At 39.0% G+C, this 16,901-nt stretch carries 10 protein-coding genes and 1 CRISPR repeat array; of the genes, 1 reads left to right on the top strand and 9 read right to left on the bottom strand.

Features of this window, described 5'->3' with window-relative positions:
- Position 1: 1 nt before the first annotated feature.
- Positions 2-5,934: direct repeats of the CRISPR family, unit length 28 nt; unit sequence TTCAATTCCACCACGGTACGATTGGGAG.
- Positions 5,935-6,159: 225 nt separating this feature from the next.
- From cas2 to QZZ43_RS18405, 9 genes are all read right to left on the bottom strand, one after another.
- On the bottom strand, positions 6,160-6,423 hold the full coding sequence (cas2, locus tag QZZ43_RS18445; protein ID WP_291862335.1) for a CRISPR-associated endonuclease Cas2: 264 nt from the start codon (positions 6,421-6,423) through the stop codon (positions 6,160-6,162).
- Positions 6,424-6,496: 73 nt separating this feature from the next.
- Positions 6,497-7,501: a type I-B CRISPR-associated endonuclease Cas1b gene (cas1b, locus tag QZZ43_RS18440; RefSeq protein ID WP_291862332.1), complete on the bottom strand. Its 1,005-nt coding sequence runs from the start codon at positions 7,499-7,501 to the stop codon at positions 6,497-6,499.
- Between the two features lie 10 nt (positions 7,502-7,511).
- On the bottom strand, positions 7,512-8,015 hold the full coding sequence (gene cas4, locus QZZ43_RS18435; protein ID WP_291862329.1) for a CRISPR-associated protein Cas4: 504 nt from the start codon (positions 8,013-8,015) through the stop codon (positions 7,512-7,514).
- Positions 8,015-10,435: a CRISPR-associated helicase Cas3' gene (gene cas3 / locus QZZ43_RS18430; protein WP_291862326.1), complete on the bottom strand. Its 2,421-nt coding sequence runs from the start codon at positions 10,433-10,435 to the stop codon at positions 8,015-8,017. Before cas3 ends, cas4 begins: the two co-directional genes overlap by 1 nt.
- Positions 10,420-11,115, bottom strand: a complete 696-nt coding sequence (gene cas5, locus QZZ43_RS18425) for a CRISPR-associated protein Cas5 (protein ID WP_291862324.1) — start codon at positions 11,113-11,115, stop codon at positions 10,420-10,422. The genes cas3 and cas5 overlap by 16 nt, the downstream gene beginning before the upstream one ends.
- A 1-nt stretch (position 11,116) precedes the next feature.
- Entirely contained in the window at positions 11,117-12,058 is a 942-nt protein-coding gene (cas7b, locus tag QZZ43_RS18420) for a type I-B CRISPR-associated protein Cas7/Csh2 (RefSeq protein ID WP_291862322.1), read from the bottom strand.
- Between the two features lie 22 nt (positions 12,059-12,080).
- The gene (locus QZZ43_RS18415) at positions 12,081-13,721 is read right to left on the bottom strand and encodes a hypothetical protein (RefSeq protein ID WP_291862319.1); all 1,641 of its coding nucleotides are present in this window, start codon (positions 13,719-13,721) and stop codon (positions 12,081-12,083) included.
- A 99-nt stretch (positions 13,722-13,820) separates the two neighbouring features.
- Positions 13,821-14,618 (bottom strand): CRISPR-associated endoribonuclease Cas6, encoded by a 798-nt coding sequence (gene cas6 / locus QZZ43_RS18410; RefSeq protein ID WP_291862316.1) that lies wholly within the window; start codon positions 14,616-14,618, stop codon positions 13,821-13,823.
- 48 nt (positions 14,619-14,666) lie between these two features.
- Positions 14,667-15,575, bottom strand: a complete 909-nt coding sequence (locus QZZ43_RS18405) for a YafY family protein (RefSeq protein ID WP_291862313.1) — start codon at positions 15,573-15,575, stop codon at positions 14,667-14,669.
- 144 nt (positions 15,576-15,719) lie between these two features.
- Here QZZ43_RS18405 and QZZ43_RS18400 point away from each other — a divergent pair, with 144 nt between their 5' ends.
- Positions 15,720-16,673 carry an AEC family transporter gene (locus QZZ43_RS18400; protein WP_291862311.1) on the top strand — a complete coding sequence of 318 codons (954 nt, stop codon included), beginning with the start codon at positions 15,720-15,722 and terminating at the stop codon, positions 16,671-16,673.
- Positions 16,674-16,901 lie beyond the last annotated feature (228 nt).

The following is a 16,901-nucleotide window of genomic DNA, read 5'->3' as shown; positions in this document are numbered from 1 at the left end:
TTTCAATTCCACCACGGTACGATTGGGAGATTCTTTTTTTTTGTCTGATACTCTTCCGGCAATTGATTTCAATTCCACCACGGTACGATTGGGAGTCGCCATGGTCTCCACATTCGTTATATATAAGTTTATTTCAATTCCACCACGGTACGATTGGGAGACGGGTATGGTTCCAGATTCAACGCGGCGGTAGAAGGATTTCAATTCCACCACGGTACGATTGGGAGCGATATCGACTTGTCGGCAGTTGACGGTCTTGGATATTTCAATTCCACCACGGTACGATTGGGAGAAGGTCGTGATATTCTTCGCCGGGAAAGAACAGGAAATTTCAATTCCACCACGGTACGATTGGGAGACTGAAATTGTTCAAGCAAAGGTTCTTTATTCTCAATTTCAATTCCACCACGGTACGATTGGGAGTACTTTTTCGCCTGATGTGGCCTTGTACTGCTTGTAATTTCAATTCCACCACGGTACGATTGGGAGCAGATTCTTGAATTCCTGAAATCCGAGTAAACGAATTTCAATTCCACCACGGTACGATTGGGAGTTCTTACCATTAGCAATAGCCATGTTTTCCACCATATTTCAATTCCACCACGGTACGATTGGGAGTATTCCTTTATACTATCATTCTCATTGACAAAGTGATTTCAATTCCACCACGGTACGATTGGGAGCCAGAACACCGGGAAAACCGCCATCCTTCAGGGAGGATTTCAATTCCACCACGGTACGATTGGGAGCGTTCACGAATTACTGAGCGTGTTGCGCCCTCTTATTTCAATTCCACCACGGTACGATTGGGAGATTTAAGGAACGCTCTTGTTTCGGCATTTGAGGAATTTCAATTCCACCACGGTACGATTGGGAGAAAAACGAATTAGGGTTAAATGGGGCTGATATTTTTAATTTCAATTCCACCACGGTACGATTGGGAGTCTGACTTCTGATAGTGGAGCAAGGCTTCATATTGAATTTCAATTCCACCACGGTACGATTGGGAGCGAAAACAACTTGCGCGGCGGTTATCATCAGGAAATTTCAATTCCACCACGGTACGATTGGGAGCACGGTCTAAAATCACATCGGCTCAACAAAAACGGGATTTCAATTCCACCACGGTACGATTGGGAGGTCCGCTTCGGATTTACTACCAAGCATGGTTTGCATATTTCAATTCCACCACGGTACGATTGGGAGGGAAATGGAGCAGATCAAGGAAGAAGAGAATAACGCATTTCAATTCCACCACGGTACGATTGGGAGATCTTGCTTGTTTTTCCATATCTCGTTTTGTCTGATTTCAATTCCACCACGGTACGATTGGGAGAATATTGTCAATTGCCCGTCAAAAGACACGAAGTGATTTCAATTCCACCACGGTACGATTGGGAGTTGATTTTTACGTCTTTAGGAAGCTCGCTGAAAATATTTCAATTCCACCACGGTACGATTGGGAGACAATGGTCTGTTTAAATAGTTCTTTACAATTTTGATTTCAATTCCACCACGGTACGATTGGGAGAAAGTGTGTTTCTTGCCATGAAGTATTTCCGTTTATATTTCAATTCCACCACGGTACGATTGGGAGCAAGAAACACACTTTGAAATCGTTTCATTTATATCATATTTCAATTCCACCACGGTACGATTGGGAGTCCACTCCGGGATTATGTCCTTTTACAGAAAGGGTCATTTCAATTCCACCACGGTACGATTGGGAGTGGCCGGGTACAAACCCCGGTGTTGAAAATGATTATTTCAATTCCACCACGGTACGATTGGGAGTTCCTTACCCAGTAATTAGCCCGGTCATTTTGGAATTTCAATTCCACCACGGTACGATTGGGAGACTTAGAGAACTACAATTCGAAATTTCCGGGTCTTATTTCAATTCCACCACGGTACGATTGGGAGTCCACTATTGTAGTCCAGAACAACGGCTTTTAAAGAATTTCAATTCCACCACGGTACGATTGGGAGCCAATTAAAGCGTAACTGTTACCTGTACTTCCACTATTTCAATTCCACCACGGTACGATTGGGAGATCTTTGCCAATTTGTTAGCCTTATCTTCTTTAAAAATTTCAATTCCACCACGGTACGATTGGGAGCTTTTCACCGTTAGTAATTTCTGCAAGTAAATCGGTATTTCAATTCCACCACGGTACGATTGGGAGCCTGAATGTTTACACAACGAAAACGGAGGTTGGATATTTCAATTCCACCACGGTACGATTGGGAGGTCATAACAAGCAATTGCCACCCCACCACTTCCTAAGATTTCAATTCCACCACGGTACGATTGGGAGCCTAAATCCCAATCTTTTTTTGTGTAATCTTTGGTAATTTCAATTCCACCACGGTACGATTGGGAGAGAATGATGTCCCCGTCATCGACTACGGTGCTGGTATTTCAATTCCACCACGGTACGATTGGGAGTCAAATGCAGCCAGAGGCACCAGCCAGTTGTTAAAGAATTTCAATTCCACCACGGTACGATTGGGAGTTATTTCAACAATGTCATCGTTGATACGATCAATATTTCAATTCCACCACGGTACGATTGGGAGTTCAATATGAAAAAGCGGCGTGAGAATACAATTACATTTCAATTCCACCACGGTACGATTGGGAGTATAACGTCTAATTGCTGAAGTGCCTCCCATTTTTATTTCAATTCCACCACGGTACGATTGGGAGCATCTTCTGAAAGAAGGTAATGCCGGCCAACTTCAATTTCAATTCCACCACGGTACGATTGGGAGTGATTATCTTCTCATAATTTCGGTGAACTTCAATGTATTTCAATTCCACCACGGTACGATTGGGAGAATAAAACCGGTGATGACATTAAGCGACTTAACGGGAATTTCAATTCCACCACGGTACGATTGGGAGGGTAATACGATCGGTGCCCGACTTGGTATTGATGATTTCAATTCCACCACGGTACGATTGGGAGTAAGACGCTCCATGTCAGCAGTCACCTTACGGCTGTATTTCAATTCCACCACGGTACGATTGGGAGTTTCATCAGGCCGTCCTTAAAGTTATTGACCAAGTGGATTTCAATTCCACCACGGTACGATTGGGAGCTTACCCCATTTGCGCTTTTTGTTTATTTCAAGTTTATTTCAATTCCACCACGGTACGATTGGGAGGGATTAATCATCAGGGCAAAGCAGATCTCAGAGTTATTTCAATTCCACCACGGTACGATTGGGAGGAACATGTTGGTTATTGCCCTTTCGCACCACACGGATTTCAATTCCACCACGGTACGATTGGGAGCATCAGGCCGTCCTTAAAGTTATTGACCAAATGGATTTCAATTCCACCACGGTACGATTGGGAGTGAATAAAGAGGGGCATGACGGTGGTGGTGAGGTCATTTCAATTCCACCACGGTACGATTGGGAGAGAACGGCGCGGCTAATCCGTCTGCCGACTTATTTAATTTCAATTCCACCACGGTACGATTGGGAGCTTCTCGGCTATTGGCCCCGCAGCCTGCTTGAACTATTTCAATTCCACCACGGTACGATTGGGAGCCAGCTGCCCGGTCACGAATTGAAAGACTGGTGTTTTATTTCAATTCCACCACGGTACGATTGGGAGAGACTCTCTCCACTTACCGGTGAATTGCATCACATATTTCAATTCCACCACGGTACGATTGGGAGGTTGATCAACTCCCATACTCCCTCTTCGGCAGTCATTTCAATTCCACCACGGTACGATTGGGAGTTTCAAATTGTCCACTATCTACAAGCGGTCTTACTGAATTTCAATTCCACCACGGTACGATTGGGAGTAGTTGACGTTTCAATCCTCTTACCTTCTTGTTGATTTCAATTCCACCACGGTACGATTGGGAGGGACTATTGGCTACTGTAAATCCTTTCTTGAAAGATATTTCAATTCCACCACGGTACGATTGGGAGATTCCTGAAAAGTTGCTGAACGATGACGTAACAACATTTCAATTCCACCACGGTACGATTGGGAGTTCAAGTTCTACTGTGGCTAATTTACCATCTTCTTCATTTCAATTCCACCACGGTACGATTGGGAGACCTAAAGTAAAACCTAATTGATCATCACCTAACTTATTTCAATTCCACCACGGTACGATTGGGAGCTGGAAGATGAAATACAAAGAGCAAAGAAACAATTATTTCAATTCCACCACGGTACGATTGGGAGCAACTTACCCGGCCTTAATTGGTTAAATTTAGCTGTATTTCAATTCCACCACGGTACGATTGGGAGATCTCCATCTTTATCTTGACCACTCCGGGCAACTTGATTTCAATTCCACCACGGTACGATTGGGAGCTTCCAAAGATTTCTTTTCTTGCCACTCTTCCAGATTTCAATTCCACCACGGTACGATTGGGAGTTCCCTATGAGCAGATGAGTTAAATGCAACACCGATTTCAATTCCACCACGGTACGATTGGGAGAAAGATGCAGATACATTGCCAGATGAAACAATTGTATTTCAATTCCACCACGGTACGATTGGGAGTAAACTTCTTTATGTCTGAAAGTGAAGATACTTGTATTTCAATTCCACCACGGTACGATTGGGAGCATACCATTCTTCCAATTATCTTTTCCAGAATAAATTATTTCAATTCCACCACGGTACGATTGGGAGCCGGTAAATTCTCTTTACTAAACCCGGTTACATATATTTCAATTCCACCACGGTACGATTGGGAGTAAATCCTGCTCTTCTTTTAGAACCACTCTTTTTCATATTTCAATTCCACCACGGTACGATTGGGAGTTCCTAAACCTTTTAAATGAGTGTAAGTTTTTTGTTTATTTCAATTCCACCACGGTACGATTGGGAGTTGAGAAAATGTTATTTCTGGTGGATTTTGAACAATAAATTTCAATTCCACCACGGTACGATTGGGAGCTGTATCAAGGTTGCGAAGTTCAAAATCTCTTACCATATTTCAATTCCACCACGGTACGATTGGGAGCTTCTTTACACCATTGTAGCTCATATTGTTTTCTTTATTTCAATTCCACCACGGTACGATTGGGAGTGTTTTTGCCATTTTTAATTAGTGTGATATTATTTGATTTCAATTCCACCACGGTACGATTGGGAGTTATCTTAAAACAAAGTCAGCGAATGAACTAATAAAATTTCAATTCCACCACGGTACGATTGGGAGTTAGCTTTTGAACCTTGATTTCTTCTAGTCTGCCTAATTTCAATTCCACCACGGTACGATTGGGAGTAAGTCCCGGCCTCTGAGTAGGTGTGTGTTCGTGTATTTCAATTCCACCACGGTACGATTGGGAGAGAATCATCAAAGAAGGACACCCCGATTGGATTGTATTTCAATTCCACCACGGTACGATTGGGAGACCAAGCTGCAACCCGGCAAAACTTTGAATTTTAAATTTCAATTCCACCACGGTACGATTGGGAGAAAGTGGCGAAACGAATCCATAAAGACGTTTGGAAAATTTCAATTCCACCACGGTACGATTGGGAGTGATTTGAGTTTGAACCTTTATCACTGTGTCAACTTTATTTCAATTCCACCACGGTACGATTGGGAGGAGTTATCATATTCAACCCGAACACGCCAACAGGGTAATTTCAATTCCACCACGGTACGATTGGGAGGCCGTCCGCTTCTCCGTCAATCCTAAAGTATCTGTTTAATTTCAATTCCACCACGGTACGATTGGGAGTAAAATCAAGAATTTAAAGTTTCACATGAAACATTTTATTTCAATTCCACCACGGTACGATTGGGAGTTTATTTAGGCACTGTAATTAAGATGTCGAAGTATTCATTTCAATTCCACCACGGTACGATTGGGAGCTAATGGAGTTTTCGATACACAATTTCCAATATGGGATTTCAATTCCACCACGGTACGATTGGGAGCCGTCAAAAAAGCTCAAAATATTTCCCCAAAATAAGGGTTTCATAAGCAGGAAACCCAATGTTTTGAGGAGAAAAATTGTCGATGTATAAAAAAAGGATTTTGCCCCTTGTTCGACAACGGATTGTAAGTTGTTCTAAACCAGTATGTCAAAGAGCTTTTTGGGAAGAGAAAAGAAGAATTTTCCTCTCTGAGAATCTGAAAAAGGAGGGTTCGACAATTTCGAGTTAAAGAAAGTTGCCTGTTTCAGCACGTTCCATACCAACTATTTCTTTCTCCAGCCATTTTTCATTCCGGGTTTTAAAGATAATCAAACTATCTGTTTCATAGTCCATAATCATGGCAGCCATGTTTTTTAATTCTTTTAGTTTTACGTCTGATATTTCACCTTCAAAAACAGAGTTTTGTATCCAGCTTAGATATTTACGGCATAACCTGAGCATTTTTCCTGTTCTCTTTTCGTTAACGTCGTACATTAGAATGATATACATGAATTAATGATTTGGTAGTGTAATGGAGTGATGGGCAATTTGGTTATTTATTTCGCCAGTTTACCAGCTAAACTCACCACCACATTTTAAAAGGTTTGTATTCTTCAATTTCCAGAATGTGTTTTACCAGTTTGTAGCATTCCAGCTTGATGAGGTGCTTATAACTGACGGAACGGTTTAATGCCCTGTGTTGAATTGTTTCCGTAAGACGATCTTCAAAGGCTTTTACAAATGCTTTTTTTCCTGCATTTTTTAAGACCACGCGGTTCAGGGAATCGTCAAAATCTTTGGGGCCGATAATTCTTTTGTTGAGCACCTTGAAAACCACCCGGTCTACCAGAATGGGCTTGAAAACTTCGGCCAGGTCAAGTGAAAGTGAAAAGCGCCGTTCTCCGGGAGTGTGCAAAAATGAAATGACCGGATTGAGTTGCGTCTGGTGAATGGCCCTTAGGCACTGACTGTAGCACATCATATTGCCAAAAGATATCAGGGCATTTACTTCATTTTGTGGCGGACGCATACTACGGCCACTCATGCTGAAATCATTTACAATCAATTCAAACCCTTCGTAATAGGTGCGCCGGATATTGCCTTCCAGTCCCATTAGTTCGTCAATGGCTTTTACATGTTTAAATTGCTCAAGATGTCCTTCAATGCGTTCTATTACAGGTAACAGGTCTTTCCCACGCTTATCGTAGTACCTCAGGTTTTTAACCATATTGTGAACCGCGCCTTCCAGAATCAGGCGTGCCAGTTCTATGCGCTTTGAGCTATTGTCATGTGCCCTTGTCTGGGCCATCAGGACTTTTCCACTCAACAAACTATCTTTGGGCATAAAGGAACCGGTATAGTTCTCGTAATAATCGAAGAAATGAACAGGAATCTGTTGTTGACCCAAAAAATTGTAAAGGGCCGAATTGGCATCAAGAGCTCCAAAGGCATATAATTCGTCCACATTTTCAATGGGCAAATAGCGCGGTTTTTGTTCATGGCCATCTTCATCAAAAGCAACGAATTTGAGGGTGTTGTCTTTTCGAGAGAGACGGCCGGGGTTGAAGAGGTAAAAAGATTTTTTCATAGTTTATGAGCTATTCTTTTGCATAACAAAAGTCAGAGTATGCGCAATTTTTACACCTGTGGCTATTCAGTACCGGAGGACATTTTTCGGATTGAATTATTTGAGTGATTTTATTTTTTAATTCATCAATACATATCCGGTCAGGTTGTGACAGAAATACATTCTCTTTTTTTCTCTCGGTAGGATATTCTAGCATTCCGGTTACTCCTCCAATACCTGCATTCTCCATTATATAAATGTAGTATTTGATTTGCCAGATATGGGTTTCATGGAACTTACTTGATTTTTTTACTTCATGAATGATTTTGTTTTGCCAATCGAAGAAGTCAATCTTTACAGGACCTAATTCAATTTGTTTATATTTATCAGAGCGTTGAGAATATGTAGTTTCTTCAATTAGCACTCCCATGGAAACATCTTCTGAGTTGTCCTCAAGTTTGATATCGTTGGCATGTAACCATAGTCTTCTATGGCAATAAAAAAAATATGATATTAGAGTACCTGTTACTCGCATTATAGAAAGCAGTTTTCTGAATTTCCGACTTTTAGGCCCGTTGTTTTGGAATAATAATCTTTTGAAATGAATTTAATGCCCAAAATTTCAGCATCAAAAACCTGAGGCACTTGGTCTTTATTGAAATTGTTAACACGAATATTCAAAATCCGACCGCTGATGGATTTAATTAATGAATTGATTTTTATTTTAATTATTTTACTTGCTGCATAATTGTCGCAGGCTCGTAAATCTTCAAGGAGGGAGCTCAGCACTTCGGACGTATCATCGTTTTCATTTTTGGAGATGTAATATTGCTGTTGTATACCTATTTCTTCGGTTATCAGTTTAAATCGTCCAAGAGTTTCGAAACGCGCATTATTTACACATTCAATCATGTTTTCTGAATGATATTTGCTTGGGTAGAAGTCTCCTATGCTAAGATTTTCTTTAATGGAGTCAAAAAACTTACTTTGCACATCAAATAAGTTATTTTCTTCTATGTCAGATGAAATATTTGTTTTGCAAAAATCAAGAAAATGTTTTGCTTCATTCCGATATATCAAATTAGCCCTTGAGCTTCCTTCTTCATTTACCAGTTGGAAAAACATCACCTGTCCCATCGGGATTTTTTTGTTTCTATTACAGCGTCCCGCACTCTGAATAAGACTGGGCAAAGGGCATAAATCTCTATAGACAATGGGAAAATCAATATCAACTCCAGCCTCAATCAATTGAGTGGAAATCAGATAAACTTTTTCCCCTGAGTTAAGAAGGGTTTTAGCTTCTTCAATTATTCGCGTTCTGTCATCCGGTATGAAATGCGTGTTCAATAACAATATATTTGCTGTTTCCTCTGTCAATAAATTGTACAGTTCTTTCGTGTCATCTATGGTATTTAAGATAACCAAACAGGACTGCTTCTCACTTAGCAATAACTTGGAGAGACTGATTGAATCAAGTGATTCTTGGATTACATTTATTTTGTATCGGTTAAAGATATCCTCATCAAAATACTTGCGCGAATGAATCAAATCCTTCGGAACAACATATTCATTGAAGAGCAAATCGGCACGTTTATCCAAATCTAAATACTCCTTTTTTGGAATTTCAAAATTTGGCATTGTTGCGGTTGATAATACCGCAAATGAGTTATTACGTTTACAAAATGCATCAAGCCATGCACTGAAGAATATGTATAACCGTGGAGGTAATGCCTGTATTTCATCAATCAAAAGGATACGATTGGCAAAATTGGGCAGTTTTAGCAAAGTAGAATTCCTATTGCTTACAAGGGTTTCAAAAAACTGAACAAACGTGGTGATGATGAAAGGATGATCAAATGTATTTGCGATGAAATCTTCTCTTAAAACCCTGAATAAATTGTCCTGACTTTGGTCTGTTTCATAGTTTTCCTGAGCTATATCAATACGATGATTTTCCGCCTTTGAATTCACTGACAAAACATCATCCAGAAGATTTTTTGCAATTGTTTGTACTTGCTCGGTTATTGACAAAAATGGAAGTGTGTATATTATTCCCAACACTCCTTTTTGTTTTCTTATTTCATCAGCAATGGCAAGCAGGGTAAATGTCTTTCCGGCTCCTGTAGGTGCTGTTAGGGTAAAGATGTGTTCTTTTCTTTTTAATCCCTCTCTTGTTCCTTTGATTGCCTCTAAACGAATATTCGTTCTTAGCTCATTCAGACTTGAGCCTGATCTTACTGCATCAAATTCGATGAATTTTTCTTCGAGAGAGTTGCGCAGTTGAAAGGTATTCTGTTTAACGGATTCCTTAAAATTGTAATCCTTATTATTGCCGGCATCACGCTTGTCTGATTCTATCAGGGCTGCAAATCCCATTTGGGTGTCAAGAAAATACTTTAACGGATTTTTTTTCCATGCTGGTACATGGTACTTATTTGAAAACGATAGAAAGCCTTTATTTCTTTTGTTAAAATTTAGATCAAATGGTTTACTATTGATTTTCATTTTTTCTTTAAGAAAGGCTGATACTGGGAAATGGTGGTTTTCTTTTAAAGCGAAAGTGATTGCATTCTCCAGTTCTTCAGAAGCAGAAAACGCTAAATCAAAATTTGGTAAATGTTGATGGTGTTTCGCTATAAGTATCGAAACCTGGAAAATAAATAAAGCCAAATCTTTATTCGTATTTATTCCTGCTTTCTCTTTTATCTCAGATGGGTTCGAAAGTGCATAATTAATAAATGCAATAACAGATAGATAAGAATGGTTATTATATCCTGCTGTTTTCCCGTATAGCTTTTGTTGAAAGTTGGGATTGATTTTTCCCATATCATGAAATAGTGCTGCCAGTTCTGCTATAGGAGAAGAAAAATTATGGAGGGTACCTTGCAGTACCCTCCGTATATGTTTTTCAAGTGGCTTACCGGGATGTGATTCAAAATTTAGATCAGACACCATTGTGTTTGTTTGTTAAATTCATGAAATTCACCAGACACCAGCAGTTTTCGCTGGTTAGAAGGGTATGTAACCGATACAAATCTTTCAGGAACGTTCCAGAAATTATCATCCTGGAATGTAGGAATCTTATCAAATCCAATCCTGAATTCACTCATGTTATCAATTATGGGTTGATAATCTGTTGTAACAAATCCATAAGTTTCGAAATTTCCTTGTTTCGATTCAATAATACCGCTTTCAAGAAATTTTATGTCTGCCGGACAATTATGCAACCCTAAAACCGGAGGATAACATGCCTTGCCTTCCTTGATATGTGCACGGAAATATTCAAATTGCTCCCTGCAACCTTCATCCTTTAGCCCGAGCAAAATTGTATAATTGGGATCTTTTATGAACTCCATTTGCTTTGGGGCTTTTTCCCATGCGTGAGTTACACTGCGAAAGGTGAATCCCCACGATTGTTTTTGTACTTCGTTGTTTATTTGCAAGCCAAAGACAAGTCCATCGCACAGTAAGGGAAAGTGTTGACGCATTTGATTTCTTTCGACACCAATTACTGCACCTAGTAAACCAATAAAGGCAGTTTTAGTCATGAAATCGTGAGATAGCGGATTGTTATTGGTCTCGGCTTTCCTGAACTGAGCCCATTTTCCTTTTATTTCCAATAGAATCGCTTCCATATTACAACTCCATTTCTTTAAATTTGGGATCCAGACCTGATATAACTTTTTTCAAATCTTCAATTTCCGTGTAAAAGCGAATCTCCTTTACTTTGGGCGATTTGGTAGCTTCTGCCAGCTTTTCGAAATTGAACGAGTAATCTTCCATGGAGCGAATTTGTTCTTCCTCTTTTTCCGACTCAATGGATATTAAGGAATCTGTACCATAAAGTTTGTCATCAGGTTCGTTGTAAACAATTTGGATTAGTATGACCGAGCTTTGATTTGACTTGCTCCGTGTGTTGATATTGTTTAGACTTTTCCACATGGCAGAGAAGAGTTCCGAAATATCTTCTGACTTAAGTCCGCTTAGTTGAGCAGAGTATGGATTTATCCACCCATGAATTTGATTAATAGCATATGGAACTACTGTAGTTGTTCCGATTGCACCTCTTGATTTTTCAGTGCTTGAGGAGAATACTGAAGTGTTTTGGTGAATCCGGAGGTCGGCTTTGTTCAAAGACGGATTCAGCAAAGCAAACTGAACGGGTCCGGTTATATTTACTGCTGCTTCCTTTTCTGTAGAAATACCGCCAAATAAGCGAACATCAATACAACTTTGCATTAGCTTCAATGCTGCTTCTGGAATCTCTTTCTTATCCTTAGGCTTTTTCCCATTCCATAATACCTGCATTCGTGCAGAAGCCCCGGATTCATTTTTCCCTTCGGTTACTTGTGACCGGTCATTGAAAACATAAACCGTATATTTTTCATTATTTTCTGATAAAAAATTCTGGGCAATAAAATGGTCCCGTACATATCTTTTTATCCTAACATCAGAAACCAAAATTCTTTTGGTCTCTTCGTCGTACCGTTGTTCCCCCGTAAAAGGGTCACCATTAGGAATGGTATATTTGCTTTCAAAAAGAAATAAAATCTCTGATTTTTCAATTGCGTTAGCCATGATTATATGTTTTAATAGGTTATTATTTGTTTTCTTGCTTTTGGAAATTGCCATAATAGCTTTCAAAGAAGCCTAATGCACAGTTATGTTTACTGTATTTTTCGCCTTCGAAATCGCGGATAAGTTCTACCAGTTCCAAATACGCTTTTTTTACATCCGGAAATAGCCTTTCGTGAATGGTTAGTTTTTCATTTATAAATCCTGCAAACTTCACCAATTCTTCGAGCGTTGTTATCCGGCGTGAGAGGTTCCCTACATAAGATTTTTCGAACGATTTAATTGGACAGTCATCACGCCAGGCCGCAAATTGACGTGCCATAATGCCAAGGTTCTGGCCAAGGGCATAACTTTTTGTGCTTGTAATCTTCATAAGATTATCATTTTTTTGAATGTTTATTAAAAAGTAAAAGTCGTATTTAAGGGTACTAAAAGATTGTCCTCCATTGCGAATGTTGTGTTCAACTTTCCCAATGAGGGCCGGAAGCAATAGCGGGTCTTGATAATAAGTATCTGAATAGATTTGTGGTAATACTTTCAGTAAGTGAAACTGATATTTCTTTTTATCAGACGTCAAGTCGCCCAATATTTTCAAAAAACTATTCTTAATGGAAAAATTATATGGAGCTTTGGAATTGGGAAACTCCTTGTGAGCTTGTTCCTGAAGTTGAACTTTTACGTTTTTAATTTTTTCATGAACCTGCTTTAATAAACTCTTTTCAATATTTGATATTTCAACTAAATCACTGTAAACCCCAGCTGGAGATTTTGGAATACTCGAAAAAATAATATCGAATTTTACAGCATCGTTAAAATCGTTTTGAATAAACTCCCTAAAAAGATCATCAGTTTCTGTGGAAATCTTTTCTTCTTTTGCAACTTCCTCCTTTATTGTATTCTTTTCTTTATTAAAAAACTGAACAATTTCTTGTGAAGTTATTTTTTTTGAATGAGGAAGTGCTATTATTCCAACATTATTAATCCTTATTCTTGGTTCCTGATAAACCTGGGTCGCATATATTAAGCTTACTATTTCATCAGTAGTAAATAATTTGTTCTTGTATTTATTTTCATCTCCAAATCCCGGTGTCACACCACCTAGGGTTTTGTATAAATATTTGTCAAGAACTAACTTCCCGGTTTTTTTATCCTGGATTACCAAATTTGAAGAAAGGATCTTATCAATTGATTCAATCAGGCCATCCAATTCAAACCAACTTTTATTATTAAAGTTAAAATGAATCACTACAGAAGGTTTAGACTTTAATATCTCTTCAATTCGACTCTTATTATCACGAAATTCATTTCTGAATTTCTGAATAAAAAGGTTCTCAATTGATTTCGAAACTTCTTCCGATCCTTGGAAAGAACTTTTTCTTTCCCATTTTCCAAATAATCTATAGTTTCCAAATTCTTGTAATGAATTTTTGTTGTCTCTGAAATGACTGTAACAAATGTCTCCAAGAAGATATCGCTTTTCAGCATCTTTTTTTGATGTCTTAAAGTTTAAATAATGAAGTTGTTTCTGTTTATCTTCATCTTTGATGATGGATGTTTTGTTGAAATTAAATTCAAAAGAATCTCCTAACTCAATAACGGGCAGTTCATAAAAGACTGTTTCAATTGAATTTCCATCTTTGTCCTTTTTCTTGGCTAAAGCTTCCACATCTTTCCAAATGTTGTTTATTTGCTCATGATAAACATGGGCATTTGGTGCTTCGCGGTATAGTTTACCTATTTTAATTACAGTGTCTAGCATATTTTTCTATTTTGAATAGATGAAATTCTTTTCATTCTTTATTTCTACCCAGCCAAATCCCAAAGTACTTTTCTCACTCACTCCTGCATTCCAAAGCATTTGATGGACTATTTCAGGAGCAGTCAGTTCAAAGTCAAAGATGTTACCCACAACTCTTGTTTGTTGAGGAGTATCAGGTTTAATTAAAAAACCACTTCTTTTAAAAGGGGGTAGTGGTTTTAGGGAGATCATATCGGGAGTTAATTCTGCTTGGTGGGTGTTATTGTATTTTTCAAGAATGTGTTTTTCTGATAGTTTAAGAAATCCTTCATCTTCAGGTTTGAGGTATTGAGCTTGTTTGGCGTTTTCAGGTTTGAAACCTACCACCCATGGAGATAAAAGACGGTAATGCATTGTTTCAGTAAATTGAGGCTCCGGCAAAGCTTCTATATTGGTAACTTTCATTTCAATTCCATTAAAGCGATTACCCAGAAAAAAGTCCTGCTCCATAAAAAGGCCCTTAATAAAGGTGGTGGCTGCTTCGGGAACATCAAAAGAAACATTGAGGCTAAGCGTATTGCTTTTTATCTCAAAGAGTTTGCGTTCTTTCCACATTGTTGGCTTGCCAAAATTTAGCCGGGAAAAGCAAAAAAGTTTGTAGAGTTTGTGAGGGCTATCTCCGTATCCTTTATCGTGCAGAAACCCCGCGAATTTACTGTCGGCCTGTTTTAAAACCTTATAAATCCATGCGCTAATGTAGTATTGATAATCCATTGGAAGCATTTTTTGCTTCCCGGTTCGGTTAAAAGTGATTTGAAATCTCATTTAGTGGTTTTATTTAAATTTTTCAAACATACAATCCTCTTTCGCCAACTACTGGCGAGCTAAAAACTTTTTCATTCTTTTTGTAATGAACGTTTTTAGTTCAGGTGGTTCAAGAATTTCGATTTCGTGACAAAGGCCAATTGTAAAGCGACCAACGCCATCAAAACTGCAAACAGGGGCTTCGAATAAAAAGCTGTTATCCTCAGTTGGAGTAATGTAGTTTTCGGCCAGAGGATATTCTTCTTTCATTAGTTCGCAGGCCCGCAGGGACAGTTTTAATTTTACCGGGATTTGTTGGTCGGTACTGATTCGGAAAACGTCCATTAATCCCTCTGAGTGCAAAGCTTCATGCTCCCAGGGTTGGTTGAGAATTTGTACAGAAGAAATGCGGGTATTTTTGAAAGTCTTGCAACATCCGGCATTCAGGTCGTAAGCCCAGGTAGATACATAATTGGTGGTAAAGCTGAAGGGTTCTACCAACCGGTCTTTTTGTTCACTGCTGTTTGCGGAACTGTACCCGTGTAAAATCACTTTGTAACCTGTTCTTATAGCCTTGGTTAGATCATGTATAACTGTTGATTGTTGCTGATTAACAATAGTACTGGCAATATTTTCAGATTGATATAGACTGTATAACTTTCGAATCAGGTTTTGCTTCAGTACGTTTTCGTTACTGATGGAATGGATGGCATTGTAAAGAATAAAAGCCTCTTCACGGGAAAAGTGAAGCAGTTCGCTAAGCTCTTTAAAATACTCAGAATCTTTGTCAATCCAATAGTAGCCGTTTTTTGGGTATGATATAATAAATCCGGCATCCCGGAGTGTTTTTATGTATCGGTCGAAACTTCGTGCGGATAGGTCGAATCTGTTCATTATATCCTCTTTGGTGTATTTTAATTCATTGGAGAGGAGTATGATAAGTTCGAGTAGTTTTTGTAACTTTTTGTGTTCTTCCATTGGGTTAAGGCGATAGTGGTTGGGTTTTGGAGAATGCAAGTTGATATTTTAACAATTAAAGGTAAAAATTAAAATTTGCAAAACATTCCATTTTCAGTATTAGTTTTTTCTTTTCCTTATTTTTGCCAGCTTAAAACAAAAAAAATGCAAACCCAAATCATCACGGAACAAATCATTATTGCCGGAATCATCGTGTTGGTCGGAGCTATTGGTAGCTGGCTGAGAGTGATCAATGAAGACCTTAGATTTTCCATATCCCGGTTAGTGTTCAACATAACTCTGCCCTTATTGATTGTTACCACTGTATCGCGCATGGAGATGTCGCACGAAGTATTGGTTAATGGAGGATGGGCTGCTTTTTTCTCTGTTGTGTCGGTGGCGATAATGTATGTTATTGGGAAACTTTCCGTAAGGATTCTGAGGCTTCCTACACGAGTGGGTGTGGTGCATGAGTTGCACACCATGTTTGGAAACATTGTTTTTCTGGGTTTTCCCCTGGTTGCTGCTTTGTATCCTGATGAAGAAGCTTTGCTGTATGCAACAATTTATTATATGGTGTCCAGTTTTATGCAATGGACTTATGCGGTGTTTCGGCTCAAAGGGCAGGTGGATGTTTCTTTTCGTGAGCGTTTTCGAAATCTTCTGAACCCCAATACGGTAGCGTTTGTTGTGGGGATTGTTATGTTTTTAATTCAGTTAAAACTTCCCGAGATGGTACACATTCCGTTGAGTAGCATCGGAAAAGCTACCAGTCCGCTGGCGTTATTGTATATAGGTTCTACATTAGCCCGAACCAGTATTAGGGGGGCCATGAAAAGACCTGATATTTATTTGTTGAGTCTCAACAAGCTGATTTTAATTCCGGTAATTCTTTTGGTTGTTATTAGTCTGGCAGTTAGTTATCTGGGTGTAGAGTTGGGGCAGATGGCAAAAACCATCATTGTGCTCGAAACAGCTATGCCCTGTATGAGTATGATTGTGATTATGGCCAAAGCTTACGGGGCAGCAGATGACCGTGCGGCAGAGAATGTTTTTCTGACTACTTTGCTGAGTTTACTCACTCTTCCGTTGGTATTTTATCTGGCTTCTGTTTTATGATTTCAAGGATGAATGTTGGCTGGTAGTGCGAGGGGAAAATGATATTTCATATTTTACATTCTCTTTTCCCTTTTGCATCGTTAAAATTTATCACCGTAGCTTTGGCTATGCTTCCAAATTGTGCCTTGCAAATAGAAAAAATGAAAGCAAAATATTTGAAGCACTATTTCGCGAAGGCAACACTAGTGTGACAATTACTAAATTCCGTAACTAGTTTCAAGCGCTTTT

Source organism: Marinilabilia sp., from assembly GCF_016278715.1.
Classification (GTDB): domain Bacteria; phylum Bacteroidota; class Bacteroidia; order Bacteroidales; family Marinilabiliaceae; genus Marinilabilia.
This window is presented reverse-complemented; position numbering and strand designations above follow the sequence as displayed.